Below are 24854 nucleotides of genomic sequence, written 5' to 3' on the forward strand. Positions count from 1 at the left end.
TAATTAAAATTTTGGAGGTGTCACTGGTGGGGATTTTCTTAAAACTTGGCTGGTATTTTCGGCGTGAATGGAAATTGTATTCAGCGGGGGTCATCGGACTGATTCTGACGGCGCTGATTGGCATTGTACCGCCACGAATTATTGGGGATGTCGTCGATGGCATTAACCAGCATACGTTGACTGCCAAAACCTTGACCGTTTATTTGGTCATTGTGGCGGCCGCGGCAGTCGGCCAATATTTGACTCGGTATATTTGGCGTAACGCGATTTGGGGTGGCGCCGCTGGGTTAGAGCGGACCTTACGCGAACGCCTCTTTTGGCACTTTATGCAAATGGATGCGACTTTTTATCAAACGTATCGGACGGGTGACTTAATGGCGCATGCGACCAATGATTTGACTGCCGTAGAGCGGGTGGCTGGTGGCGGGATTTTGCAATTTGCTGATTCCATTATTACCGGTGGGACAACGTTAATTGCCATGATGATGTTGATTGATTGGCGTTTGACCTTGATTGCCGTTGTCCCATTTCCATTGTTGGCCGTGGTGTCTTGGTATTTAGGCCAGAAAATTCATGTGGCCTTTCGGGCGTCACAAGCCGCTTTTTCGCGGTTGAACAATAAGGCTCAAGAAAGTATCAGTGGGATTAAAGTGATTAAAGCGTTAGGCCAAGAAAAAGCCGATGTCGCCGATTTTAACGCCCAAATCGACCAAACGATTAAAATCAACCGGCGGGTCAACCGATTGGACTCATTATTTGACCCAGCGATAACATTAATTATTGCGATTTCATATGCGGCGACGATTGTCTTAGGCGGGTTATATGTCACGCATCATGTGATTACGATCGGTAATTTAGTGTCGTTTATCACGTATCTCGGCATGATGGTCTGGCCGATGTTTGCGGTCGGGATGCTGTTTAACACGATGGAACGGGGCAATGCCTCTTATGACCGCGTGATGGATTTATTGACGCAAAAGAGTGCCATTATTGATCAGCGGCATGGCTTAGCCCAGCGGCCGACTGGTGATATTCAGTATCAAATCACGCAGTTTAATTACCCTAACGATGCTGGGACGAGTTTGAAAAATGTCACCTTTGACTTAAAAGCTGGTCAAACACTTGGCATCGTTGGTCGAGTTGGTGCCGGTAAATCAACGATCATGCGGTTGATTTTACGTGAATTCGATCAGTACGATGGCCATATTTTATATGGGGGTCATGATATTAAGCAATATGCGCTGGATAGTTATTTGCCAGCGATTGGATATGTGCCCCAAGAGAGCTTCTTGTTTTCAAACACGATTCGCGACAATATTCGCTTTGCGGACCCCCATGCCAGTCAAGCAACCGTTGAAGCAGTCGCAGCCAAAAGTGATTTGAGTGGTCAAATTGCAACGATGCCGGCCGGTTATGACACCCAAGTTGGGGAACAAGGGATTTCATTATCAGGTGGTCAGCGGCAACGGTTGGCGATTGCCCGGGCTTTGTTGATCAATCCAGAATTATTGATTTTAGATGATGCCTTATCAGCGGTCGATGCTGAAACTGAAGCCGAAATTTTAGCAAATCTAAAAGCGGAACGGGCCGATAAAACCACCATTATCGCCGCGCATCGCTTGAGTTCGGTGATGAATGCGGATGAAATCATTGTTATGGATGGTGGAAAAATCGTTGAACGTGGCACGCATGCCGAATTGATGCAGCAACATGGTTGGTATCAACGAATGTTTGAACGCCAGCGACTCGAAACTAAAGTGGAAGGGGCGGTGCAATAATGGCAGCACGACAATCAGTTTGGGCGCGGTCGATGCCGGTTAAAGAACAACTAACCGTGTTACGCCGCTTGTTGCCCTATGCGAAGCCTTTTAAATGGTTTTTTGTGGCGACGATTTTATTATCTGGTTTGATTAGTTTAGTGAACATTTATTTACCACGGATCTTACAAACCTTTATTGATCATTATTTGAAAACGGGGCACGCAACGGTGCCAATGATGTGGTATTTTGCCGGGCTATATTTCTTTGGCATGATTGTGCGCGCCATCATGCAGTTTGGGCAAAATTACACGAGTACGATGGGCGCTGAATATATGTTAGAAAATGTTCGTCGGCAGATGTTTGCCAAATTACATCGCATGGGCATGCGGTACTTTGACCAAGTTCCAGGCGGCTCGATCCTATCGCGGTTGACCAATGATACGATGTCATTTGCCAATTTCTGGGCGCTATTCAATACGTTGTTTACGGCCTTTTTTGCGGTGATTTCTTCATTTATTGCCATGTACTTGACCGATGCGACGATCGCCTTGTGGTTGTTAGTCTTTATGCCGTTTCTTAGTGTCGCGATTTGGTATTACCAACGCTATAGTTCTCGGGTGTATCGGCGGATGCGTGAGCGATTAAGCGATTTAAATACCAAGCTTAGTGAAGCGATTACGGGAATTAGTGTGATTCAACAATTCCGGCAAGAACATCGTATCAACACTGAATTTGATCAGACGAATGACGCGTATTTTAAGACGCGTCAAGCGATGATTCGAACCAATGCACTATTATTAAGTCCCATCATTAATTTGTTTTATGCGTTAGGCACAGTGATGGTCTTAGGCATCTTTGGGGTGCGTGGGTTGAATGGGTATGTCGCTGCGGGGGTCGTCTATGCGTTTATCACGTATCTGGACAATTTCTATAACCCAATGACGCAAATGATGGATAATTTATCAGACTTTCAAGACGGGGTCGTAGCTGGTTCGCGGGTGCTACGGGTCATGGATGATCCGACCGTAGCCCCAGTGCAACACGCTGATCCAACCGCTAAAATCACGCGTGGTAAGATTGAATTTCGACACGTGACGTTTGCTTATGATGGGCAGCACCCAGTATTAAACGACGTGTCATTTGTCGCTGAACCAGGCCAGACGGTGGCGTTAGTCGGTCAGACTGGGAGTGGTAAAACATCGACGATCAATGTGTTAATGCGGTTTTACGACTTTCAATCGGGGGATGTGTTGATCGATGATCGAGATATTCGGGCGTATCCAGCCGCGGAATTGCGGCAAAAGTTGGGTTTAGTCCTGCAAGAGCCATTCATGTTTTATGGGGATATCAACTCTAATATTCGGATGTTTAACGATCAGATTTCAGATGAACAAGTGCAAGCTGCGGCTAAATTTGTTAAAGCCGATGAGTTTATCAATGACTTACCACAAAACTATCAATCCCGCGTCATTGAACGTGGGGCGAGTTATTCAGCGGGGCAACGGCAATTGATTTCGTTTGCTCGTACGATCGTCACTGATCCTAAAATTTTGATCTTAGATGAAGCAACCGCCAATGTGGATACTGAAACTGAAACGATGATCCAAACAGGGCTGAATCGGATTCAGGCTAACCGGACGACGATTGCGATTGCTCACCGGTTATCCACGATTCAAAATGCAGATTTAATCTTAGTTTTAAACCAAGGTCGCATCGTCGAACGTGGGACGAATGCTGAATTGATGCAACAACGTGGCTATTATTACGATATGATTCAGTTGCAAAATGCCGCCCATCCAGATGTTTAATGTGGTAAGCTAGAGCTAAATTAAGTCGAGGTGATTGTCATGCGGTCAAAGCATTTTGCGTTACCATTCATGTTATTATCAGTCATCACTCATGTCCTCGGTTTTATCCTCTGGCGCCATCAACGCCAAACGGTTAAAGTCCCAGATAAGTTGAAAATCAAAGTGAAATTAAAGTAAGGGTTATTGATCAGTTACCAGTGATGGTGACTGATTTTTTTGTGGGCATCATCATGCGGTTAAATTTAAGAAAAAAAGTTTGATGGATGACTTGCCTTCGACCAACTCGAAGGGATTATGCTAATCGCAGATACCTAATCCGTATCGATTGGAAAGAAGGACATTTAATCTTGAAAACAATTAATCAACAAGTTTTAACTGGCGAACGGGCACTATTCAAAGCCCACGACCTGCAACTTAATAATACGACCTTTACGGATGGCGAATCGCCATTAAAGGAAAGTCACGACTTAGTTTTAGATCAACCCATCTTTAAGTGGAAATACCCACTTTGGTACAGCAAACACATTACGGTGAACCACGGGTTGTTTGAAACGATGTCGCGTTCTGGTATTTGGTATACCCACGATATCACCATCAATAACAGTACGTTACAAGCACCCAAGTTATTTCGGCGGGCGAGTCAAATTAAGCTGAACCACGTGCATTTTGCTGATGCCGAAGAAACGTTATGGCAATGCCAAGATATTGAACTAAACGATGTCCAAGCAGCGGGTGATTATTTTGGGATGAACAGTGAAAATATTAAGATCCAAGAGTTTAATCTGGTCGGTAATTATGCATTTGATGGGGCCAAGAATGTTGAAATCCATCATGCGACTTTGATGACCAAAGATGCCTTGTGGAATTGCGAAAACGTCACGGTTTATGATTCACAAATTATTGGCGAATACTTAGGCTGGAACTCGAAAAATATTCGTTTTGTCAACTGTACGATTGAAAGTGACCAAGGGCTCTGCTATATGGACAATGTGACTTTGGAAAATTGTACGTTGCTTAATACTGATTTAGCCTTTGAATATTGTCGGCATATCGATGCAGACATCACATCAACGGTCGATAGCATTAAGAACCCAATTAGTGGTAAGATTCATGCAGCCGGGGTCGGTCAAGTGATCTTTGATGATCCCGCAATTGATCGCCAACAAACAGTGATCAAAATCGATCATGAAAATGAGGTGCGTCATGCCGTATGATTTTGAAACGGTTTTAAACCGCCGTCACACGAATTCAGTTAAGTGGGATGTGCAAGCTAATGAATTGCCAATGTGGGTCGCAGATATGGACTTTCAAACGGCCCCAGCCATTACCGCTGCACTGAAACAGCGCGCGGCTTTTGGGGTGTTTGGCTATGAAGAAGTCCCCACGGCTTATTATGAAGCGGTGGCAAATTGGTGGGCAACGCAACACCACTTTCGACCACAACTTGACTGGTTATTATTTTGCACAGGGGTTGTGCCGGCAATTTCGTCGCTGGTCCGTAAATTAACATCGCCTGGGGATAACGTTTTAGTTCAAGCCCCAGTTTATAACATGTTTTATCATTCGATTGAAAACAATGGTCGGCATACGCTAAGTAGTGACTTAGTTGATCATGAAGGACATTATCAAATCGATTTTGATGACTTAGCTGCTAAGATGGCTGAGCCATTAACGACCGCGATGATTTTATGCAATCCGCAAAATCCGATTGGCATTGTCTGGTCACGTGATGAGTTGCAGCGGATTGGTGAACTGGCGTTACAACATCATGTCGTCGTGATTGCCGATGAGATCCACTGTGATTTAACCTTGAATGGCCACGACTATACGCCGTTTGCATCGTTAACCCCAGCCGTCGCGGCCAATAGTGTGAGCTGTGTTTCTCCAAGTAAAACCTTTAATGTCGCTGCGTTACATGCAGCCACACTGATTATCCCGGATGCTAACTTGCGGGCTTTGGTTAGTCGCGCCATCAATAATGATGAATTAGCTGAACCTAATTCGTTCGCGATTCCTGGGAGTCTGGCGGCTTATCAACAAGGTGCCGATTGGGTCCAAGCCTTACGGGAAAAGATTGCGGCTAATCAGCGCCAGGTGCAGGCCTTTATTCAGCGAGAACTGCCACAAGTTCACGTGATCGAAGCCCAGGCGACTTATCTGATCTGGCTGGATGTGAGTCAAGTGACGACGGATTCGGCGGCTTTGGCACAATTTATTCGAACGAAAACCGGCTTGTTTTTATCAGCTGGGGATGTCTATCGGGGTGATGGTGCACAATACTTGCGCTTAAATATTGCTTGTCCAACCAGCACGTTGACCGATGGGCTAGCGCGCTTAAAAACAGGTATCTTAGCGGCACAAGTGCAATAAGATAACTGACTTAGATAAATGAATGAAGCGCACGGAAATTATCGCTTTCGGTCAGGAGTCATTCCAGTCGCTGTGACGACCGATCCGAGCCGGAAGAGCGGTCTCGAACTTCACTTTTAAGTTCGGCCTAAACCGCCGAACTAACGTCACTTTCACGGCGACTTACATGACTGCTGACCTACTGCTAAAATTGATGTCCGATTCAAATTAAAAGCGGTCGCCGAAAAGGTGGCCGTTTTTTGTTTCAGATTCAGGTGCACATGATTAATAGAAGCGTGTATTAATCTGAAATCATCGCTTTGTTGGTTTTAACACCAAGCTTAGAATTTCCAATTCAAAATCACTTCTATTAGAATAAACATAACAACTATATTTTGAAGGTGGTGTTGACAATGGTAATTGGCATTGTTGGTGCAGGGACTGTTGGCACTGTTTTGGCCCAAACCTTTGCCCGTGGTGGGCATCAAGTTTTGCTTAGTCGGCATGCGGGGGCCGCGAGTTTAGCAACACGCCGGCAAGAATTTGACCCAAATGTGCGCTTTGTTGAAGTCAGTGAGGCGTTGCAGCAAGCGATAGTCGTGATTGCTGTGCCGTTTGAACAGGCGCCGCAAGTCTTAAAGCAAGTTGATGATTATCAACAACGCGTCGTAATCGATGTGACGAATCAATTTACTGCTGACTTTAAGAAGATTAAGACGGCACCGTTAACGGGGAGTGAAGTGATTGCTGCTGCCGCGACTAACGCCCGGGTGATCAAGGCGTTCAACACCTTGCCACCAGAATTTATGGATGGTCATGTGATGGGGCCGGGGCGGCGCGTCTTATTCTATGCTGGTGATGACGTTGCTGCCAAAAAGGACTTTGCAGCCTTAGTGCGGCCGTTGAACTTTCGGCCAGTTAATCTGGGCAAACTCCGACATGGTGGCAGTGTCATGCAAGTTGGTGGTGGTTTAGGCAATACCCATTTTGTACAGTTAGACGAATAGTGGAGGGATTAGTGTGCGTGCATGGATCGTACCCAATTCAATGCAACTTGGATTGGCAAATTTACAGTTAGTGGATGTGGCAATGCCATATCCTAATGACGACGAATTACAAGTGAAAGTTCACGCGGTCGGTTTGAATCCGGTGGACTATAAAGTGATTGCGAGTGGCGTTGCTGATTGGCAAACGCCCCATGTCATTGGTATTGATGTGGCTGGTGAAGTTACCCGACTCGGTAAAGCCATTACTGATTTCAAAGTTGGCGACCGCGTCTTTTATCATGGTGATTTAAGACGCAATGGTGGTTTAGCTGAATATACCACGACGCTGGCGGCGAGTGTCGCGCATTTACCACGTGCTTTAAGTTATGAACAGGGGGCGGCCATTTTATGCGCCAACTTAACGGCTTATCAAGCATTGTATCGTAAGGTCAATTTGACCAATGTACACAGTATTTTAATTCATGCCGGTGGCGGTGCGGTCGGTTTAGCGGCGTTACAGCTAGCTAAGCAATTGGGACTGCAGACAATTACCACGGTATCGGCTCGCAAACGTGACTTAGTGACTGCGATTGGGGCCGATACGATAATTGATTATCAACATGAAGATGTGACCGCTGCGGTATTAGATGCCACCGATGGTCGTGGCGTCGATGTTAGTCTGAATACGATTGGCGGTGCGGAATTAGCGGCCGATACGGATCGGATGGCTTACAATGGCCAGATTGTGGCCATTGGCGATGGTTATCCTGACCACGTTGAGCTTGATGAACGCGCACTGAGCTTAATTCGTTCTGGCTTAGGTGGTGTTTATCGTTCCAATGACCACTATCAAATTCATGATTTAGCCGTGATGGCAACTGCTATGGCACAACTAGTCATTGACGGCGACGTCGAGCCGATGATTGGCATGGTCCAGCCGTTTGAAGATGCGCAAGTGGCCCTAAAAGCCTTACAAGCTGGGACTAGTCGCGGTAAGACAGTCATTCGAGTTGTGGGTAAACAACATACAGCTTAACGTTAATCGTATAAAAACAAACCCGTATCACGGCTCAAAAGCGACGTGATACGGGTTTGTTCTAGTTATGATTTAAGGCCATTAAAGTTGTTGAATGGCACGGACCATATCCAAAAATGAAGCCTGATACTCACCAGTCAATGAAACGGTAAACCCGTGCACTGAATTCAAATAGCGATGCATGGTCACAGGAGTCTGAGCCGCAATTAAATGCTGACCGAAACGTTCAGCTTCAGCGGCCAACGTGTCGTGGTCCGCCGTATGGATTACGGTCGGTGGAAAGCCAACTAAGGCATCAGTATCGGCTAAAACCGGTGACACGTAGGGATTCCCTAGCGGTACCTTTGCCCGGTAAAATTGATTAAATAACTTGGCCTGTGCCGGTGAAATTACGGCGCCGGTTGGATAAGTATTATCATCGGGGTCGGTATCCAAATCCAAGGCCGGGTAATCAAGAATCGCCAGATTGGCAACCGCTTGTTGCCGCGCTAGCGCCCGCATTTGCGTGCCGATGACCAAGTTACCACCAGCACTGTGCCCGATTAAGACTAACCGTTGTGTTGGCGCCTGACTATAGTCGCGGTAGTGGGCTTGGACGTGTTGGACCAATTGATCACAGGCATCTAAAGCTGCTGGAAATGGGTGCTCCGGCGCTAACGGATAGTCGAAATCTAAAACGGTATAGTGGGTGGCGTTACTAATGCGTTTGCAAAAGTAAGTATCATGGTCGTTATGTAAGTGGACAAAGCCACTGCCGTGAAAGTCGATAATAATCCCTGCTGAGGGGACGAAGTTAGGTTCGTGGATATAAAGTTTGGCGGTCAAATCATCGGCCACCGTTAGTTCTTCAGTACGAGTTTGTTCCGACGCCCATTGCGCCGCGTCGATTGGCGTTTCGCGGGCGCGTTGAGCTTGACGTTCTTCAGTTGCAGTTTTTGTCATTGGATAAGACCTCCTTGCCGATCATCATACAGCAACTTTGGTCAGTGTGGTATGCTTAATATATCTTATAACAAAGGAAGTTCAGCATGGAAATCGATAATGACCCAGCGTATCAACAAATGATCAACGGCGAACTCTACATGGAATCGCCAATCTTACAAGAACGGCGCCGTTATGTTCGGCGTGAGATTATGAAGTACAATCAGATTGCAGACAATGACGAACGGAATAACGGCATGAAAAGTTTACTACGTTCTGTCGGCGATCGCTTCTTCGTCGAACCAACGTTTGAATTTAGCTATGGCGTCAATATCACGATTGGTAATCACTTTTATGCCAATCATGGGGTGACGATTTGTGATGAAGGCGTTGTTAAGATTGGTAATGATTGTAAGTTCGGTCCAAAGGTTGGCTTATATACCCCAGTCCATCCGTTAGATCCAACCGTTCGGCGGACGGAAGCAGAACGGACGGCGCCAATCACGATTGGTAACGACGTTTGGATCGGTGGTAGCGCGATGATTTTACCAGGAGTGACGTTAGGTAATAATGTCGTCGTTGGTGCTGGGTCAGTTGTAACGCATTCATTTCCGGATAATGTGGTGGTGGTTGGGAATCCAGCCCGGGTCTTAAAGACCAATGAACCAAGTGCACCGGTTGACAAATAAACCGATTTCATTGAGAATTAAGGGGTAGCGAGTTCAAAATATGCACAATGAGGAGCGCAAAGTTTATGTCAGAAATGAGTCCCAAGGAATTTAAACATATCTTGGTGGGGGTCGATGACTCAGAAGACGCCCAGTTAGCCTTCCGTTACGCCATTAATCGGGCGAAAACAGATGGGGCGAAGTTAACAATTGTGTCGATTCTTGAACAAGATAATATGAACGTTTACGAAGCCATGAGCAAAGATTTTGTGCATGGACAACGTGCCGACTTGGAACAACACGTGCAACAATATGCCAAGTTAGCAAAACAATTCGGAATTACCGACGTAGCGACGGTGGTCGATGAAGGTGATCCTGGTGAAACCATTGTGAAAGACATTATCCCAGCAATCAAACCAGACCTGTTAGTCATTGGGTCGATTTCTAAGCATGGGGTTCGGCGTTACTTTGGGTCACAAGCGGCTTACATGGCCAAACACGCACCAATTTCAGTTTTAGTCATTCGTTAGTTAATGAAAGTCATATAAAAGCGGGTATTCCAGCGGGGATGCCCGCTTTTATGCTATAGTGGAAAGACTAATTAGAAAATGACAGTTAAAGAAGGTTAAAACTCATGAAAACACTCACACTATATTTGGTGGTTACGGGCGCAACTTATTTTGATCAGTTGGATCGGTTTCAAGGTTGGAGTGGCACGCCGTTGACCCCAGCAGGATTAGAAGCAAGTCAAGCGGTTGGTCAACAGCTGGCCGCCGTAAAATTTGATACGGCTTTTGCCAGTGATACGAGTCGCGGCGCACAAACGGGCCGGGCGATTTTGGCTAACCAAGCGTCTACGACTGAATTACAATTAAAGCCAGCTTTACGGGGGCCATTCTTTGGTGGCTTTGAAGGCTTAGAACAATCGGCCGTTTGGTCGGGGTTTGCGACTAAGCTTGGTTATCCCACGGTCAAAGACTTTGAGGCGGACCAGACCCCAGCCGAACTGCAGAGTTTGTTACACGATCATGATATCGACGGGTTAGCTGAAAGCGGTGCTGAATTTTGGCAACGCTATACGGCTGGCTTAGCCCAAATTACAGCGACGACACCAGACCAAGGTAAAGCGTTAGTCGTTATTGATGCAACTGCACTGCGGGCGTTGATTTATGACTTAACCGGCGAACCCGCAACGCAACAACAATTGGCTGCTAGTACGATTACAATCGTGGACCAAGTCGATGGTCAACGGACGTTGCGCGTTTAATTCGCAAACACTTTACTTGGCAAGTTCGGGAAACTGGTGGACAATTAACTTCTAAAAGCAGGTTAAGGGGAGCGTACTTATGAAGCGAATTGGTCGGTGGTTGTTAATGGGGAGTTTGTTGCTTGGATTAGTCTTGGGGGTGTCGACCGCCCAAGCCGCAACGGCGCCTAAAGTTAAAGGGTTAATCTTAGATAATGCCCGGCAATATTATTCAGTGGCGTCTATCAAGCAGTTTATTGATGAAGTCCATGCTGGTGGTGGGACGTTTTTACAGTTACATCTAACGGATGATACCCGATTTGGGGTTGAAAGTGCCAAGCTGGGGCAAACGGTCAAGAAAGCCAAAAAGGTCGGAAACACGTACTATAACCGGCAAACAAAACTGGCATTTTTGAGTAAAAAGCAACTACGGTCGTTGATCGTTTATGGGCATCAGCGACAAGTTGAAGTGATTCCAGAGATTGATACCCCTGGTCACAGCACGGCCCTAATCAAGTTACTAAAGACGTCGAGTGCAGCGAACAAAAAGTTAGCCAAGCAGATTGCCGTCGAAAATGATGAATTGAATTTAAATAGTGCCAAGACCAAAACTTTTGTCAAATCATTATTAAGTGAATACGTCGGCTTACAATACGCAGGTAAGCATATTGCCATTGGCGGCGATGAGTATAGTTCATCAACGGCCGTTAGTCAGCCGAACACGGTGAGTTATACCAATTACTTAAATCGCTACCTAATTCAAAAGGGGCGGAAGACCGCGATGTGGAATGATGGGTTATTAAAAGCGGATTTGCCAAAACTTGATCATAATATTTTAGTCATGTACTGGAGTTATGATGGTCAAAATACGGATCCAACCATTATTGCGCAACATCGACAGATTCGAGCAACGTTGCCCGAGTTGAATACGGCGGGGTTCCAGACGATTAATGCCAACAGTTACTATCTTTACGTGGTCACGCGTGCCAAGACGTTTACAGCAAACAATGTGGCTTTTTGGCAACAAGACTTGTTGAAGAATTGGACTAGCAATGTTTGGGATGTCACGAATCACCAAGATTTGGCAACCAGCGATCTAAATATTGGGTCGGCGATTTCCATTTGGGGTGATGGCCTGAAAAGTTATTCACAGGCTAGTGTGATCAAACGGACCCAACCATTTTTAAAAACTTATTTTAGTGCACAAGTGCAATAGCAGTGGATAACTAGGCCGATGCTTCCAGCGGCCTAGTTTTTAGTCGGTTGCACTGGCGTTAAAAAATGCGATAATAACAATATAGTTAAATTTATAATTAGGAGTTTTTTGAATATGCAAGTTAATGTTGTAACGAGTGTTGTTGCGGGCCAAGAAACGGTCGCAACTAAGGATATCCAAGCGTTTATCGATGCCATTAGTGAACAAGTCGGCGACGACTATACGTTTACGTTAGATGCCGATTATGGGGCTAGCTTAGCTAACACCGATGATGCGGTTTACTTGGTTTATTTTGGGTCACAAGCCAACTTAACGGCGGCGCAAAAAGCGAAGATGATTATCTTTTATTCCGATGAAGATGTGCATAACTTGCAAATCGGTCGGTTTGTGGATATGTTGAAACAACTCAACAAGAAATAGTTATGAACAGGGGGTTAAGTGATGACGTTATTAACCTTGGGGATAATTGCCATTATCCTATTTGTTTTAGAAGAATTTGTCTTTTCAGCTAGTCGCTACTTTTGGATCGGTGGGATTGCACCCGTGTTGTGGACCGTCTTCTTAGCGTATTTGGTGATTATGCATGCCGCTACTTTGACGGTGACCGATTATACGTTAGCGATTATTGCCGTTATCGTGCCATATGTTTGTTGGGGCAATGGGTTTCAACGACGGGCAGCTAAACGGCAATCCCACTAGTTAGCATGACTTGTGGATAACTGGCGCTGTGGATAAGTCAGCTCATAATGAAAGGATGAATCAACGTGTGGCAAGCAAAAAACTTAATTAGTAGCTGGTTTTTTGGCGCAATTGCGGTCTTTATCATTATGTTCGGGACAGCGCGCCAAGAAGTGAACCGAATCGTGCTCGAATTTAATCCATTAGTTATTTATAGTATTATTTGTGCCCTGATTTTATTTCCAATTGTGCATTACCGCTGGCATCGGGTCTTTAAAGTGTGGCATACGAAGGCGAAAGAGACTCCTAGTGCACTACGACCGGATGATGATCAAATCATTCAAGATTCTGGTCGGCCATGGTCAGTAGCGGCTAAGCGTACCAAGCCGAAACCAACGCCAACCGTCTTGACACCACAAGTTGAACAAAAAGACAGTATGATGGATGATGTGATTAATTTCTTTAAAAACATTGTTGTGTCACTGTTCTTAGTGGCGTTTAGCCCATTGATTTGTTTATACTTTTGGTGGCACGACCGAAACGCGGGTGATCAAGATTAAGCAGCAACGGCAAGTCAGTGCGATTTTAGTGCCTGTCCTGATTGTGATTGCGGTGATGTTGATGGCATTGTTTCGTGGGAATCAAGCTGGGCAATTTGTGATTTTAGTTGTGGCTTTAATTCTAGTTGACCAAGCGCGGCCAGGGCGGTTGATCAATCACTGGTTAGTAAAGAAATTAAAAAAATAAGTTATCCACTGTGGATAAAAAATAGCTCGTTTCAAAGTTGATTTGACTTTGAAACGGGCTATTTGATTATACAATCGTAATCGTGAGGTGTTTTCCTAACGCATGAGCGATTTTGCTAAGGGTTATGATACTGGTGTTATCGCCGCGTTCAATACGTGCAATGATTGAATATCATTTTAAGCGGTCTTTTCGAGGTAACGTGTTGATAAAATCTAAAAATTCATTATGTCCGTTGGGACGTGTGTAGGTTTCAAAAACAGGCTTTTCCAAACAATAGCTCGAAAAAAATGCCTACCATTAAATGGTAGACATCCTGTAACTATGGTTGATAACTGTTGATATATTGATGCCGGTTTTGCCAAGGCCAAGCTTTGACGACCCCAATCATCTTGCTCTTTGGTACGAAGCCCCAGTAACGCCCATCGTTTGAGACGCTACGGTGGTCACCTAAGACAAAGTAATACCCCTTAGGGACTTTGTTGTTCGTTGGTTTGACCTTCCAACCTTGGTCATGGGCCAAGCTGGTCAAGGTCCAACCAGTGACTTTACTATGACTGTTAGCCATGTAAGACCCCGTGGTTTGTTGGAACGTATTCTTCAAATAAGTTTGCTTGATGAGTTTACCGTTGACGTATAACTTACCGGAATTGGTGTATTTAACGGTGTCCCCAGGCATCCCAATGACCCGCTTAACGTAGACCGCATCTTTAGACGTTTGATCAGGATCGACGCCAAAGGCATTGAAGACGACCACGGAACCTGCTTTAGGCTTGCTAGTTTTGAACGCAACGACGCGTTCGTTGTTTTGCAAGTTTGGTTGCATCGACGTCCCGTCGACCCGGACCATTGTAAACCAGAATTGACGAATAAGCAGCGCCAACCCTAACCCAATCACGATTGGTAAGACCCAACTCATGATATTTTTAAATGTTTTCACTTTAATTGACTCCCTTAATCTGTGTGTATAAACCTTATTATATACGAATGAACGCAATTGTAGGAGTTAAATCACCTAAAAATTACTGGTTTTACCGGATACTTAAAGAAAACCATTGTGTTTACTGGAACGGTCCAATTTTTAAATTAAGCTTAAAAGTGCTTGAAATCGCTACCACAGTGTGGTTAACTGTATCAGTGATGATTTTTTAAGTGAGTCGGAGGAACCAATTTATGAAAACCGAAAAAGAACGGATGTTAGCGGGCGATTTGTACATTGCTAATGACCGCCAATTGGCACAAGAAATGCGCCATGGTCGTCGGTTAACGCGTATCTTTAACCAAACGACGGAAATCGATAATGATTTTCGTTCTGAAATTTTAAAACAACTCTTTAAACAAGTGGGGCCGAACCATTATATTGAACCCCCATTCCATATTGATTATGGGACGAATACGACGATTGGGAAGAACTTTTATGCCAATTATGATGCGATCTTTGTGGATTGCGCTGAAATCAAGATTGGTGATAATGTCTTCATGGGTCCTCGCGTTGGCTTGTATACCGCCGGCCATCCGATCGATGCCGTCATTCGCAGTGAACAACTCGAATATGCAAAGCCGATTACTATCGGAAATGACGTCTGGCTTGGCGGTAATGTGGTCGTCAATCCAGGAGTCACGATTGGAAACAATGTTGTCATTGGTTCTGGCTCAGTCGTGACTAAGGATATTCCTGATAATGTGGTGGCAGTTGGCAATCCATGTCATGTACTACGGCCAATTACTGAAGCAGACCATATCTTGTGGCAACGACAAAAAGAAGCTTACTTTGCCGATCAAGGTGAAGCTTAAGCAATGAATGGTTAGTCAATTTTTATTGGCTGACCATTTTTTTAATTCAAAAATTAAATCGGTTTCATTAACACGTGCTTTTTAGCCGCATTAACTGCTAAACTAAGGTTATTAGGGAATTCGAATCGGAGGGGTTTAGGATGGCATACATTGAGGTCATTAAGGAAACACGGGAGTTTCAAAACGGTAGTCAAACAACGGTGGCTAATCGCGCCTTATCATTTGAGGTTGCCCAAGGTGCGGTCGTGACGATTCTAGGGCCGAGTGGGGCTGGTAAATCAACGTTACTGAATATTTTAGGTGGTATGGATTCACCAACGAGTGGTCAAATCTTAATTGATGGGCATGATATTGCCCAATATTCGGCGAAACAGTTGACGACGTATCGGCGTCAAGATGTCGGTTTTGTGTTTCAGTTTTATAACTTAGTGCCGAATTTAACAGCGCGCGAAAATGTTGAATTAGCGTCTCAAATTACCCAAGATGCTCGCGATGTGGATGAAACGTTGCAATTAGTCGGTCTAACCGACCGAGCGGCGAATTTTCCCGCGCAACTTTCCGGTGGTGAACAGCAACGGGTTGCCATTGCACGGGCAGTTGCCAAGAATCCTAAATTATTATTATGTGATGAACCGACTGGCGCATTGGACTATCGGACTGGCAAGCAAGTCTTACAAGTGATTCAAGATGCGGCCAAGCAGACCCAAACGACAGTCATCATTGTGACCCATAACAGTGCGATTGCGAAAATGGGTGATCAAGTCATTCGCATCAATGACGCGCAAGTGCAGTCAGTCGAATACAATGATCACCCGACGCCGTTAGCCGAGATTGAATGGTAGGTGGCACGATGACAAAAGCATATTTTAAAGCAATCATGCGTGAGATATGGCGTTCTAAGGCGCGATTTTTTTCAATCTTATTGATCATCTTTTTAGGCGTGGCTTTTTACACCGGGATTCGGGCGACGGGGCCAGATATGTTACAGGCAGCCGATGCCTATTTCGCCAAACAAAAGTTAGCGACCAATAGTGTGCAATCAACGCTGGGGTTGACTAAAAGTGATACGGCGGTTTTAAAGCGGCATCGTTCCCAAGTCACTTATCAAGCGGTCAAGTATTTAGATGTCAATCAGTTGAACAATAATCGGGTGGTGCGTGTCGCAGAATTACCGTCCAAGCAACAATTGAATCAGCTGCGTGTCGTCAAAGGGCGCTTACCCCAAAAAGCCGATGAGATTGTCTTGGACATGCAAGCCCAACGCTTGCAACCGAGTTTGAAGCTTGGCTCGACTTATCGCATTGTTAGTTCGAAAAGTTTAAATCAAAAGTTTCACCGGCGCACGTTTAAGGTCGTGGGTTTTGTCAATTCACCACGATATGTGGAGAATGTCAGCCGTGGGGTGACAACGGTTGGTAAAGGGACACTGGATTATCTGGCGTATGTCCGACCCAAAACGCTGACCTTGAAGGTGGCCACTCGACTAGACGTCCGGTTTAAAAATTTAGCCCATGTGACACCGTATTCGGCGAAGTATAAGCGGTTGAATAAACAGAATACGGCACAACTGAAACACTGGTTAAAGCCCCAAGCTAAAAGACGCCAACAAAGCTTGCAGCGTCAGGCTCGAGCACAGTTACAGCCATTAAGCCAACAAGTGACGGCCCTAAAGGCGCAAGTACCGGCGACAACGCCTGCTTTAGTGAAGCTGGAAGCCCAATTAAAGGCGGCGACCGTTAAAGTTAATGCGATTCAGAAGCCAACTTATTTGTATACGGATCGTTCAGATAACCCGGGTTATACCGAATATCATGAAAATACCCAACGCGTTGTGGCGTTATCCACGGTCTTTCCACTATTCTTTATTGCGATTGCGGCCTTGATTTGTTTAACCACGATGACGCGGATGGTCGAAGAATTACGGTTGCAAATGGGGACGCTCAAAGCGCTAGGGTATTCGAACACGGCTGTTGGTAGTGAGTTTATGATTTATGGTGGTTTAGCGGCTTTGATTGGGACCGGGTTAGGTGTTCTATTCGGCGTCAATTTCTTCCCCCAATTCATCGCCCAAGCCTATGGCAGTATGTATAATTTACCGGCAATCAGTGTCCAATATTTGTGGACGGATATTTTAGTCGCGTTGGTCATTGCACTAGTCTGCACATTAGGCACGGCATTGGTCGTGTTACGGGTGGATTTGCGTAGTTTGCCAACCCAATTACTCCAACCGAAAGCCCCCAAGGCCGGTCAAACGCTGTTACTAGAGCGTTGGCAGCACTTATGGCGGCGATTGAGTTTTAATCATAAGATCACCTTACGCAATTTGTTCCGTTACAAACAACGGCTGTTGATGACGGTGCTCGGAATCGCCGGTTGTATGGCGATGATGATTACCGGATTTGGGTTGAAGGATTCAATTGGTGATATTAGTAGTAAGCAATTCAATGAACTATGGCACTATGATGCAATCGTCACGCGGAGTGGCAATGAAACTAAGGCTGAGCAACGCACCATCAGCCAACCGAAGCTTTATCGACGTAGTCTCAGTTTGAAATCTAGCCAAGTCACTGTGAAAAAAGTTGGCGTGGCGGAACAAACCGTTACCTTGGGCGTGCCACAAAACCCAAAACGCTTAACCAAATTTGTGGTCTTGCGTCACCGGCAAACCCATGCCGCGTATCACTTAACAACGACTGGGGCGATTATCGATGAGAAGTTGGCTAAGTTATACGATGTGAAAGTTGGCGATATGCTGCCTATCAAGGTTACTGGGCAAACGACGAAACACGTTAAGGTCGCGGCGATTGCTGAAAATTATGTGAACCACTTTATTTATATGAGTCCAGCGTACTACCAGCAAGTCTTTGGCAAGCAGCCGATTTATAATGCCAACTTGGTGCAATTTACGAAAACGAATGAAAAACAAGAAAATGCCTATGCCAATACGTTGCTCAAACAAACCGGTATTTTGAATGTGACCTTGATGAGTACGGAAAAAAAGACTAACTTTAAGATGTTCGATAGTATGAATCTAGTCGTGCTGATTTTCGTGATTTCAGCCGGTGCCTTAGCGTTAGTGGTGCTCTATAACTTAACGAATATCAATGTGTCGGAACGAATTCGTGAGTTATCGACGATTAAAGTGCTTGGTTTTTATGATGGTGAGGTCACGATGTATATCTTCCGTGAAAACTTGATTTTGACCGGTTTGGGTATTATCTTAGGGTGTTTCTTAGGCAAGTGGCTACATGCCTATATCTTACAAACCGCGGAGACCAATGCATTGATGTTTTCACCAGGTATTCATCTGATGAGTTATGTCTATTCGGCCTTGCTAACGGTGGCATTTAGTTTAATCGTGATGGCGATGATGCACTGGAAACTGAAACGGGTCAACATGCTGGATGCGTTAAAGTCAGTTGACTAAAGCGTGTGAACTTGCACTTCGTGACTAAAAGTGCTGTAATCAAATTAGAAATAAATTGTGCTAGTCAGTTTAGCACGAGTGAAATCGATGGGGTGGAAAAAATGGAAGCAGCAGTTCAAGCATTAAGTGATATCGTTAAAATGAATACCGCTAATGACCATGAAGGGTTGGTCGCGGATTATTTAGCAAACTTATTAAAACAACACGGCATTGATGCCAAGCTCGTTGAATACGCACCAGGGCGCGTGAACTTGATTGCCGAAATCGGTGATGGCAATGGGCCAGTCGTCGCTTTTGATGGTCATAGTGATACGGTGGCCTTAGGTGACGAAAGTAAGTGGGCCGGCAGTGCGTTAAGCGCGGCAATTAAGGATAACCGTTTATTTGGGCGTGGCGTGACCGATATGAAAGCCGGGTTGATGGCTGGGGTATTTGCCTTCATTAACTTAAAAGAACAACAAGTGCCATTGCACGGGACCTTGCGTTTATTTGCAACGGTTGGTGAAGAAGATGGTCATCTAGGCGCCGAACAACTAACCGAATTAGGTTATGCTGATGGGATTCAAACGTTAATTGCCGGTGAACCTAGTGGTGCGGACAAGCGTTTATTGGGTCAACCACAAATTCAAGCGATGTTGGGCGTTGACGCGGATACCGCGGCTAAAATGGCGGCGGCTAATCCAACGACAGAACAACATTTTATTGAATTGGCACATAAAGGGTCATTGACTTATACTGTGCATTCAAAAGGGGTGGCGGCGCATAGTTCAATGCCAACAATTGGGAAGAACGCCATTGATGCCTTGATGACGTATTACCAACGGCAAGCGGCCTATTTTGCTAGTTTCAAAAATGTGACCAATCCAGTCTTAGGCCCAACGATTCCAGTGGTGACGTTGATCAGTGGTGGTGAACAAATCAACACGGTGCCAGCCAGTGCCGAATTATCAGCGAAGATTCGGACCATTCCAGAAATGCGTAATGACCGTATTATTGCCGGTTTACAGACGATTATTGATGAATGTAACGCTGACGGGGCTGACTTGACGTTAGATATTCAAGACAGCTTCTTCCCAGTGCATACCGCTGAAGATAGCAATTTAGTGCAATTGGCTAAGCGGGTCGGTGAAAAGGTCTTGAACCAACACTTACCATACTTTGGGGCACCTGGTGGTACCGATGCATCATCTTATATCGTGAAGAACCCTGATATGGAAGTCATCGTCTTTGGCCCCGGAAACATCACGGCACATCAAGTGAACGAATACGTTGATTTGGATATGTACCAACGCTTTATTACGATTTATGAAGAAATGTTTACTGAATTGTTGAAGTAATCGTTTAATTATTTTCGATTAGCTAGTTTAACCACAAAACACCCGCTACAGCGCATCGTCATTGATGCGTTGTAGCGAGTGTTTTATTGTCTTCTGGGTTATTCATGATGGCCAAAACGGTCTAAATAAGCCCTAAAACTCTCATGGTCAGTCGTGACGCCAGCTTCTTTTTCTTCGTACCAGTTGATCTTGTCATTTAGGATTTGTAAATGATGTTGTACTTCATTGAATTGGACTAAGAAGTCACGTTTGACTTGTTGCAGTAGTGCTAAACGTTCCGGAATCGTGGCATCACCTTGGGCGCGCCATTGCACATATTGTTTTAATTCACTAATACTCATACCGGTGCCCTTTAAATGTAGTAAGAACTTCACCCAGTTAATGTCGGCTTCTTCGTAGTATCGGCGGCCATTGTCATGGCGATGTGGTTCGATGAGTCCTTCATTTTCATAATAGCGTAGCGTGGGTGCGCTTAGACCGACGGCGTTGGCAAAGTCACCAATCGTATATTGTTTTTCGGTGGCAGTTGGCATAATCGTCATCCTTTCTTCAAGTTACTTTAAGATTGATAATACCACGAAAACTTATTTTAACAAGTTTAAACTTTATGGTTGACTTAAAGTGCACTTGAAGTTATATGATGAATCCATCGTTAAGTTAAGCAAGAAAATTAGGAGGATCTTTTAATATGACAAATGAAAATAAAAGCGGCATTTTTGGTTTAGGTGAAAAGAACGTGGCCTATCAACAATACTTTATCGGTCAAAGCTACTTACAAGGATTATCAGAACCTGGTGATGAAATCGATGTGAACGTCGCAAACGTGACTTTTGAACCAGGTTGCCGGAATAACTGGCACATTCATCATGATGGCTTTCAAATCTTATTAGTCACGAGTGGCGAAGGTTGGTACCAAGAAGCTGGCAAGCCCGCTCAGTTGTTACATGCTGGCGATCGTGTCACGATCCATGAAGGGGTTAAGCATTGGCATGGAGCGACTAAAGATAGTTGGTTCTCACATGTTGCGATTACCAAAGGTTCAAGCGAATGGCTCGAACCAGTTGATGATGCCGCATACGCAAAATTAGGCTAGGAGGAAATAGACATGGTTAAAAAACAAACCGCCGGTCGGGATAATTTAGGGGACTTTGCCCCTAAATTCGCGGCATTAAATGATGATGTCTTATTTGGTGAAGTTTGGTCACGCGAAGACAAGTTGAGCTTACATGATCGCAGTATGATCACGATTGCCAGCTTGATGACGAGTGGCAGTTTTCCACAATTAAAGGCCCATTTACAAATGGGTAAGCAAAATGGCTTAACTAAAGATGAAGTGGTTGAAGAAATTGCCCACTTGGCCTTTTATGCTGGTTGGGCTAAGGCCTGGTCTGCAATGGGCTTAGCGAAAGAAGTTTTCGGCGACGATGCCGACTAAATTAAGGAGAAAATTTAAATGACAGTTAAAAATAAAGTTATTGTGATTACTGGCGCGTCTTCTGGGATTGGCGAAGCGTCGGCGAAATTATTAGCTGAAAATGGCGCTAAAGTGGTATTAGGTGCCCGGCGAGCAGAACGATTAGCCGCAATCGTCAACGACATTGAAGCCGCCGGCGGTCAAGCCACGTATCAAGTGACTGATGTGACAAAACAAGCCGATGTTGACAGCTTAGTGCAATTGGCACAATCGACATTTGGTGGCTTAGACGTGATCTTCAATAATGCAGGCATTATGCCATCATCCCCAATCAGTGCGTTGCATACCGATGAATGGGATGCGATGATCGACATCAACTTAAAAGGGGTCTTGCATGGTGTGGCCGCAGTGATGCCAATCTTCACCGCTCAAAAGCATGGTCAAATTATTACGACGTCTTCGGTTGCTGGGATTAAAAGTTTCGCCGGCGCTGGGGTCTATGGGGCCACTAAGTTTGCGGTGCGGAATTTAATGGAAGTCATTCGTATGGAAAGCGCCCAAGAAGGGACGAATATTCGGACCGCTAGCTTATATCCAGCGGCTATTAACACTGAATTATTGCATACGATTACGGATGAAAAGACCAAGCAAGGCATGGATGCATTCTATCAACAAGTCGGCATTAGTCCCCAAGCGGTTGCCAATGTAGTCAACTTTGCGGTTGATCAGCCGGAAGATGTTAATGTGAATGAATTTACGATTTATCCTACGAAGCAAGTCTAGAGTGTGAGGTAAGCCGGGTTGGGGGTGAGCATTGCCTAGCTAAGATAATTACTCGGTGGGGTTCCGAGTAGTTATCTTAGCGTAGCAAGCGGAACCCCCAGGCTTGCCGAACACGTTTCGGCTCGCAAGGGTAGAACGGCCAGTGGTCTTCTGGGACGGTTGGCTAGCGTAGCTAAGCGGAGGAAACTGCCCGACTGAACACGTTTCGGCTCTCAAAGTAGAAAACCAAGCATCACCCAAAACAACCACGTTGAACTTAACCAAGTTCAACGTGGTTGTTTTTATTTCTCAAGCGGCTGGTTTATGGCTTAAGAACCAAGCCGGAATAATAGCGGCAATTGTCACGATAACGGTAACCACAAATGCGCCTTGATAAGCATTATTTAAGTGGGTGGCAGTCATGGTGACCCCATTTAATTGGGTTTGAATCCAAGTCGCTAGTAAGGCGGTCCCAAAGGCCCCACCAATATTTTGTAGCATCCGCGAAGCAGTCGTGGCTTCTGCAATCAATTCTGGTGGTACGCCGGTATATGAATCACTCATGATTGGAATCGTTAACCCACCTTGAGCGATGCCACGAATGAAGAGGACAACTAAAATTAACCAAGTTGGGGTTGTGGCGTCAAAGTAAGCAAATGGCAAGGTACCGATAATCGCAACAGCAATCGCAGCTAACACGACCCAACGAGCTCCGATTTTATCCGTCCATTTGCCAACTTGGCTACGCGTAATAAGTAATCCTAAGCCCTGGGCAATCAAGTAGATGCCAGACCAGATAACGCTTAGGCCCCGGATGTTTTGCAGATACAGTGGTAATAAGAACATGGCGCCATTGACGATTAAGCCGGAAAGTAACAACAAGACACTAGCCGCCGAAAAGCTAGGAAACTTAAAGAGTTTTAAGCTAACTAGGGCACGGTTAGGGCAACGCCAAGCATAAAGACAATAAGCAATGAGCAAACCTAAACCGAGCAATAGTGGCAGATATACGTTACTGGTCGTAAACTTACCGCTGGTACTTAATTTGGTAATACCTAAAATAAATGCGGTAAATAGGCCCCCTAATAAGCCAACACTTAACCAATCTAACGGCTTCTTGGATGGTGCTGGTTTAAAGGCTGGCATGAGCCACCATAATAAAATTAACGACAGGACACCAATTGGTACATTGATGTAAAAAATCCAGTGCCAGTTAAGTGTCTTGATAATGACACCGCCGATCGTCGGTCCCAGGATTGGTGCTAAAACGGCTGGTAAGCTGACGACTGACATTAAGCTGCCGAGGTTTTGCCCACCGGCGGCCTTAACGATCAAGGTTGTAATTAAAGAAATAATCACCCCAGCGGCGGCGCCTTGAATGATCCGACCAACGATCAATAAGTCGATGGTCGTGGCAACACCTGACACACAAGATCCCAAGACAAAGACGATAATGGCGCCGAGATAGAGACTTTTGCCGCTGAAACGTTCGGCTGCCCAACCGGCGATTGGCACGACGATACCAAGTGCTAAAATATAACTAGTGGTGACCCATTGGACTAGGTCGACGGTACTGCTTAAATCGTGCATAATAGTGTTGATAGCCACGTTGGTCATGGTGGTATCTAACATTGGTGCGAGGGCACCGATAACTAAGACGAGTGCAACTTTGACGAAGTTGGTCTTAGTGGTTGATTGACTTTCCATAATGAAACACCTCTTTAGATTTTGAAATAAGATACTAGGGTTTCTTATTCGATGAAACATACAATACACCGTTGACTTTAAATTTGCAAGGATGAAAGGGTGATTTTTTTGGTAGAACATCGTCATTCAGCGGCTAGCCAAGGTATTCAGCGAGATAAAACTCATGCCAAGGCAACCCGACGCCGAGGGCAAGCTTTGGAAGCCACTGTCCTAAAAGCAGCATGGGAAATCTTGAATGAAGTCGGTTATGAACAGTTAACAATGGCGGGGGTCGCCAAACGGGCCCAAGCGACGAAACCCGTGTTATATCGGCGTTGGCCGGATAAAGCGAGTCTAGTGACACAAGCTTTTATAACTTATGGGCCAAAGTTAAATCCAGATTTAACTGTTCCCGATACTGGGTCATTACGGGATGACTTGGTTGGCTTTTTTGACCAATTATTAGTGGTGTTTAATGCGTTAGGGACTGAAAAGATGCAAGGGTTGGTTGCTGATCGGCTAAAGTCGATTCCAGCTGATAAGTTGTTTGGGGTGGCGAATGATAATGCCATTATGCGGCCGAAGATTGAAACGATGTTAACTCAGGCTGAGTCGCGGGGCGACTTAAAGTTAGCTGATCAAACTGAGCGGACCTTGAATTTACCAACGGTCTTATTGATTAACGAAGTCTTGAGTCGCGGGGAATTGACTGCAGAAAGTGTCGCCGCGATGGTTGATGAGATTTTGGTGCCGGTATTTATGGGTAGCAAAGATTGATTTAGTGATTAACTGTTTTTTAATACGAAATAGTATTTTGGGCGTATAGAAGCGGGCCAACGGTGGGGCTTGATGCCTACTGTTAATGGTGAATCTTTTACACTAGTACCACGTATTAAAAATCCGAATGCTAGTTCCAAACCATCACAACCAATGACTGAAGAATGGCACAATGTTGATTCCGAAGCGGTTGAATGATGTCGCTTTTTCTTGATTTCAGGAGAACTAAATTGTATAAAAAAGGT

28 protein-coding genes and 2 pseudogenes are annotated in these 24854 nt (G+C 45.1%); 24 read left to right on the plus strand and 6 right to left on the minus strand.

Features of this window, described 5'->3' with window-relative positions; genetic code table 11:
* Positions 1 to 26: 26 nt before the first annotated feature.
* The 7 genes from FFM75_RS08945 (at position 27) to FFM75_RS08970 (ending at position 7939) form a co-directional block, all read left to right on the plus strand.
* A complete protein-coding gene (locus tag FFM75_RS08945; RefSeq protein ID WP_137628827.1) occupies positions 27 to 1778 on the plus strand; it encodes an ABC transporter ATP-binding protein in 1752 nt (583 codons plus the stop codon).
* On the plus strand, positions 1778 to 3568 hold the full coding sequence (locus FFM75_RS08950; RefSeq protein WP_137628828.1) for an ABC transporter ATP-binding protein: 1791 nt from the start codon (positions 1778 to 1780) through the stop codon (positions 3566 to 3568). Before FFM75_RS08945 ends, FFM75_RS08950 begins: the two co-directional genes overlap by 1 nt.
* Positions 3569 to 3607: 39 nt before the next feature.
* Positions 3608 to 3745, plus strand: coding sequence for a hypothetical protein (locus FFM75_RS13960; protein ID WP_171001469.1), 138 nt, complete (start codon positions 3608 to 3610; stop codon positions 3743 to 3745).
* 170 nt (positions 3746 to 3915) lie between these two features.
* Positions 3916 to 4782: a DUF3737 family protein gene (locus FFM75_RS08955; protein ID WP_137628829.1), complete on the plus strand. Its 867-nt coding sequence runs from the start codon at positions 3916 to 3918 to the stop codon at positions 4780 to 4782.
* Entirely contained in the window at positions 4772 to 5938 is a 1167-nt protein-coding gene (locus tag FFM75_RS08960; protein ID WP_137628830.1) for a MalY/PatB family protein, read from the plus strand. Before FFM75_RS08955 ends, FFM75_RS08960 begins: the two co-directional genes overlap by 11 nt.
* A gap of 392 nt (positions 5939 to 6330) precedes the next feature.
* On the plus strand, positions 6331 to 6924 hold the full coding sequence (locus tag FFM75_RS08965; protein ID WP_137628831.1) for an NADPH-dependent F420 reductase: 594 nt from the start codon (positions 6331 to 6333) through the stop codon (positions 6922 to 6924).
* A 13-nt stretch (positions 6925 to 6937) separates the two neighbouring features.
* Positions 6938 to 7939, plus strand: coding sequence for a zinc-binding dehydrogenase (locus FFM75_RS08970; RefSeq protein ID WP_137628832.1), 1002 nt, complete (start codon positions 6938 to 6940; stop codon positions 7937 to 7939).
* A gap of 81 nt (positions 7940 to 8020) precedes the next feature.
* On the opposite strand, the gene FFM75_RS08975 is transcribed toward FFM75_RS08970, so the two are convergent.
* A complete protein-coding gene (locus FFM75_RS08975) occupies positions 8021 to 8881 on the minus strand; it encodes an alpha/beta hydrolase (protein WP_137628833.1) in 861 nt (286 codons plus the stop codon).
* A gap of 86 nt (positions 8882 to 8967) precedes the next feature.
* On the opposite strand from FFM75_RS08975, the gene FFM75_RS08980 reads away from it, so the two are divergent.
* The 8 genes from FFM75_RS08980 to FFM75_RS09015 all read left to right on the plus strand — a co-directional run bounded on the left by FFM75_RS08980 (position 8968) and on the right by FFM75_RS09015 (position 13415).
* The gene (locus tag FFM75_RS08980; protein ID WP_137628834.1) at positions 8968 to 9549 is read left to right on the plus strand and encodes a sugar O-acetyltransferase; all 582 of its coding nucleotides are present in this window, start codon (positions 8968 to 8970) and stop codon (positions 9547 to 9549) included.
* Positions 9550 to 9614: 65 nt separating this feature from the next.
* Positions 9615 to 10058, plus strand: a complete 444-nt coding sequence (locus FFM75_RS08985; protein WP_137628835.1) for a universal stress protein — start codon at positions 9615 to 9617, stop codon at positions 10056 to 10058.
* A gap of 104 nt (positions 10059 to 10162) precedes the next feature.
* Positions 10163 to 10795 carry a histidine phosphatase family protein gene (locus FFM75_RS08990; protein ID WP_137628836.1) on the plus strand — a complete coding sequence of 211 codons (633 nt, stop codon included), beginning with the start codon at positions 10163 to 10165 and terminating at the stop codon, positions 10793 to 10795.
* Between the two features lie 79 nt (positions 10796 to 10874).
* The gene (locus FFM75_RS08995) at positions 10875 to 11990 is read left to right on the plus strand and encodes a family 20 glycosylhydrolase (RefSeq protein ID WP_137628837.1); all 1116 of its coding nucleotides are present in this window, start codon (positions 10875 to 10877) and stop codon (positions 11988 to 11990) included.
* A gap of 114 nt (positions 11991 to 12104) precedes the next feature.
* The gene (locus FFM75_RS09000; protein ID WP_137628838.1) at positions 12105 to 12410 is read left to right on the plus strand and encodes a hypothetical protein; all 306 of its coding nucleotides are present in this window, start codon (positions 12105 to 12107) and stop codon (positions 12408 to 12410) included.
* Between the two features lie 21 nt (positions 12411 to 12431).
* Positions 12432 to 12689 carry a hypothetical protein gene (locus tag FFM75_RS09005; RefSeq protein WP_137628839.1) on the plus strand — a complete coding sequence of 86 codons (258 nt, stop codon included), beginning with the start codon at positions 12432 to 12434 and terminating at the stop codon, positions 12687 to 12689.
* Between the two features lie 65 nt (positions 12690 to 12754).
* Complete coding sequence (locus FFM75_RS09010) at positions 12755 to 13228, plus strand: hypothetical protein (protein ID WP_137628840.1); 474 nt, start codon at positions 12755 to 12757, stop codon at positions 13226 to 13228.
* Positions 13215 to 13415 carry a hypothetical protein gene (locus FFM75_RS09015; protein WP_137628841.1) on the plus strand — a complete coding sequence of 67 codons (201 nt, stop codon included), beginning with the start codon at positions 13215 to 13217 and terminating at the stop codon, positions 13413 to 13415. The genes FFM75_RS09010 and FFM75_RS09015 overlap by 14 nt, the downstream gene beginning before the upstream one ends.
* 66 nt (positions 13416 to 13481) lie before the next feature.
* On the opposite strand, the pseudogene FFM75_RS09020 reads toward FFM75_RS09015, so the two are convergent.
* The 3 genes and pseudogenes from FFM75_RS09020 to lepB form a co-directional block, all read right to left on the minus strand.
* Positions 13482 to 13583: pseudogene (locus FFM75_RS09020) on the minus strand (helix-turn-helix domain-containing protein); the annotation flags it as partial.
* Positions 13584 to 13589: 6 nt separating this feature from the next.
* Positions 13590 to 13685 (minus strand): annotated as a pseudogene (locus FFM75_RS14065) (type II toxin-antitoxin system RelE/ParE family toxin); the annotation flags it as partial.
* Positions 13686 to 13734: 49 nt separating this feature from the next.
* Positions 13735 to 14352 (minus strand): signal peptidase I, encoded by a 618-nt coding sequence (lepB, locus tag FFM75_RS09025; protein WP_137628842.1) that lies wholly within the window; start codon positions 14350 to 14352, stop codon positions 13735 to 13737.
* 233 nt (positions 14353 to 14585) lie between these two features.
* Between lepB and FFM75_RS09030 the strand changes: the two genes are divergently transcribed.
* The 4 genes from FFM75_RS09030 to FFM75_RS09045 all read left to right on the plus strand — a co-directional run bounded on the left by FFM75_RS09030 (position 14586) and on the right by FFM75_RS09045 (position 19970).
* Positions 14586 to 15206 carry a sugar O-acetyltransferase gene (locus FFM75_RS09030; protein WP_137628843.1) on the plus strand — a complete coding sequence of 207 codons (621 nt, stop codon included), beginning with the start codon at positions 14586 to 14588 and terminating at the stop codon, positions 15204 to 15206.
* A gap of 140 nt (positions 15207 to 15346) precedes the next feature.
* Entirely contained in the window at positions 15347 to 16048 is a 702-nt protein-coding gene (locus tag FFM75_RS09035; RefSeq protein ID WP_137628844.1) for an ABC transporter ATP-binding protein, read from the plus strand.
* Positions 16042 to 18633, plus strand: coding sequence for an ABC transporter permease (locus FFM75_RS09040; protein ID WP_137628845.1), 2592 nt, complete (start codon positions 16042 to 16044; stop codon positions 18631 to 18633). The genes FFM75_RS09035 and FFM75_RS09040 overlap by 7 nt, the downstream gene beginning before the upstream one ends.
* 101 nt (positions 18634 to 18734) lie before the next feature.
* On the plus strand, positions 18735 to 19970 hold the full coding sequence (locus FFM75_RS09045) for an ArgE/DapE family deacylase (protein ID WP_171001470.1): 1236 nt from the start codon (positions 18735 to 18737) through the stop codon (positions 19968 to 19970).
* Positions 19971 to 20068: 98 nt separating this feature from the next.
* Here FFM75_RS09045 and FFM75_RS09050 read toward each other — a convergent pair whose 3' ends face one another.
* Complete coding sequence (locus FFM75_RS09050; protein WP_137628846.1) at positions 20069 to 20503, minus strand: MerR family transcriptional regulator; 435 nt, start codon at positions 20501 to 20503, stop codon at positions 20069 to 20071.
* Between the two features lie 155 nt (positions 20504 to 20658).
* Between FFM75_RS09050 and FFM75_RS09055 the strand changes: the two genes are divergently transcribed.
* The 3 genes from FFM75_RS09055 to FFM75_RS09065 are packed head-to-tail and all read left to right on the plus strand — an operon-like array spanning position 20659 to position 22167.
* Positions 20659 to 21063 carry a cupin domain-containing protein gene (locus tag FFM75_RS09055; RefSeq protein WP_137628847.1) on the plus strand — a complete coding sequence of 135 codons (405 nt, stop codon included), beginning with the start codon at positions 20659 to 20661 and terminating at the stop codon, positions 21061 to 21063.
* A 12-nt stretch (positions 21064 to 21075) separates the two neighbouring features.
* The gene (locus tag FFM75_RS09060; RefSeq protein ID WP_137628848.1) at positions 21076 to 21405 is read left to right on the plus strand and encodes a carboxymuconolactone decarboxylase family protein; all 330 of its coding nucleotides are present in this window, start codon (positions 21076 to 21078) and stop codon (positions 21403 to 21405) included.
* 18 nt (positions 21406 to 21423) lie between these two features.
* A complete protein-coding gene (locus FFM75_RS09065) occupies positions 21424 to 22167 on the plus strand; it encodes an SDR family oxidoreductase (protein ID WP_137628849.1) in 744 nt (247 codons plus the stop codon).
* Positions 22168 to 22455: 288 nt separating this feature from the next.
* Here FFM75_RS09065 and FFM75_RS09070 read toward each other — a convergent pair whose 3' ends face one another.
* Positions 22456 to 23853, minus strand: coding sequence for an MDR family MFS transporter (locus FFM75_RS09070; protein WP_137628850.1), 1398 nt, complete (start codon positions 23851 to 23853; stop codon positions 22456 to 22458).
* Positions 23854 to 23961: 108 nt separating this feature from the next.
* On the opposite strand from FFM75_RS09070, the gene FFM75_RS09075 reads away from it, so the two are divergent.
* Both FFM75_RS09075 and FFM75_RS14140 read left to right on the plus strand, forming a co-directional pair.
* Complete coding sequence (locus tag FFM75_RS09075) at positions 23962 to 24609, plus strand: TetR/AcrR family transcriptional regulator (RefSeq protein ID WP_137628851.1); 648 nt, start codon at positions 23962 to 23964, stop codon at positions 24607 to 24609.
* Positions 24610 to 24681: 72 nt separating this feature from the next.
* Complete coding sequence (locus FFM75_RS14140; RefSeq protein WP_263390552.1) at positions 24682 to 24807, plus strand: hypothetical protein; 126 nt, start codon at positions 24682 to 24684, stop codon at positions 24805 to 24807.
* Positions 24808 to 24854 lie beyond the last annotated feature (47 nt).

It is taken from the genome of Lactiplantibacillus daowaiensis (genome assembly GCF_005405085.1).
GTDB lineage: Bacteria > Bacillota > Bacilli > Lactobacillales > Lactobacillaceae > Lactiplantibacillus > Lactiplantibacillus daowaiensis.

Excerpts from the sequence above, each read along its gene's own strand:
- FFM75_RS09060 (WP_137628848.1), top strand. The coding sequence starts at position 21,076 with ATGGTTAAAAAACAAACCGCCGGTCGGGATAATTTAGGGGACTTTGCC.
- FFM75_RS09005 (WP_137628839.1), top strand. The coding sequence starts at position 12,432 with ATGACGTTATTAACCTTGGGGATAATTGCCATTATCCTATTTGTTTTA.
- FFM75_RS09050 (WP_137628846.1), bottom strand. The coding sequence starts at position 20,503 with ATGCCAACTGCCACCGAAAAACAATATACGATTGGTGACTTTGCCAAC.
- FFM75_RS08960 (WP_137628830.1), top strand. The coding sequence starts at position 4,772 with ATGCCGTATGATTTTGAAACGGTTTTAAACCGCCGTCACACGAATTCA.
- FFM75_RS08995 (WP_137628837.1), top strand. The coding sequence starts at position 10,875 with ATGAAGCGAATTGGTCGGTGGTTGTTAATGGGGAGTTTGTTGCTTGGA.
- FFM75_RS08985 (WP_137628835.1), top strand. The coding sequence starts at position 9,615 with ATGTCAGAAATGAGTCCCAAGGAATTTAAACATATCTTGGTGGGGGTC.
- FFM75_RS13960 (WP_171001469.1), top strand. The coding sequence starts at position 3,608 with ATGCGGTCAAAGCATTTTGCGTTACCATTCATGTTATTATCAGTCATC.
- FFM75_RS08975 (WP_137628833.1), bottom strand. The coding sequence starts at position 8,881 with ATGACAAAAACTGCAACTGAAGAACGTCAAGCTCAACGCGCCCGCGAA.
- FFM75_RS14140 (WP_263390552.1), top strand. The coding sequence starts at position 24,682 with ATGCCTACTGTTAATGGTGAATCTTTTACACTAGTACCACGTATTAAA.
- FFM75_RS09040 (WP_137628845.1), top strand. The coding sequence starts at position 16,042 with ATGGTAGGTGGCACGATGACAAAAGCATATTTTAAAGCAATCATGCGT.
- FFM75_RS09070 (WP_137628850.1), bottom strand. The coding sequence starts at position 23,853 with ATGGAAAGTCAATCAACCACTAAGACCAACTTCGTCAAAGTTGCACTC.
- FFM75_RS09035 (WP_137628844.1), top strand. The coding sequence starts at position 15,347 with ATGGCATACATTGAGGTCATTAAGGAAACACGGGAGTTTCAAAACGGT.
- FFM75_RS09000 (WP_137628838.1), top strand. The coding sequence starts at position 12,105 with ATGCAAGTTAATGTTGTAACGAGTGTTGTTGCGGGCCAAGAAACGGTC.
- FFM75_RS09055 (WP_137628847.1), top strand. The coding sequence starts at position 20,659 with ATGACAAATGAAAATAAAAGCGGCATTTTTGGTTTAGGTGAAAAGAAC.
- FFM75_RS08990 (WP_137628836.1), top strand. The coding sequence starts at position 10,163 with ATGAAAACACTCACACTATATTTGGTGGTTACGGGCGCAACTTATTTT.
- FFM75_RS08980 (WP_137628834.1), top strand. The coding sequence starts at position 8,968 with ATGGAAATCGATAATGACCCAGCGTATCAACAAATGATCAACGGCGAA.
- FFM75_RS08950 (WP_137628828.1), top strand. The coding sequence starts at position 1,778 with ATGGCAGCACGACAATCAGTTTGGGCGCGGTCGATGCCGGTTAAAGAA.
- FFM75_RS08965 (WP_137628831.1), top strand. The coding sequence starts at position 6,331 with ATGGTAATTGGCATTGTTGGTGCAGGGACTGTTGGCACTGTTTTGGCC.
- FFM75_RS09065 (WP_137628849.1), top strand. The coding sequence starts at position 21,424 with ATGACAGTTAAAAATAAAGTTATTGTGATTACTGGCGCGTCTTCTGGG.
- FFM75_RS09030 (WP_137628843.1), top strand. The coding sequence starts at position 14,586 with ATGAAAACCGAAAAAGAACGGATGTTAGCGGGCGATTTGTACATTGCT.
- FFM75_RS09045 (WP_171001470.1), top strand. The coding sequence starts at position 18,735 with ATGGAAGCAGCAGTTCAAGCATTAAGTGATATCGTTAAAATGAATACC.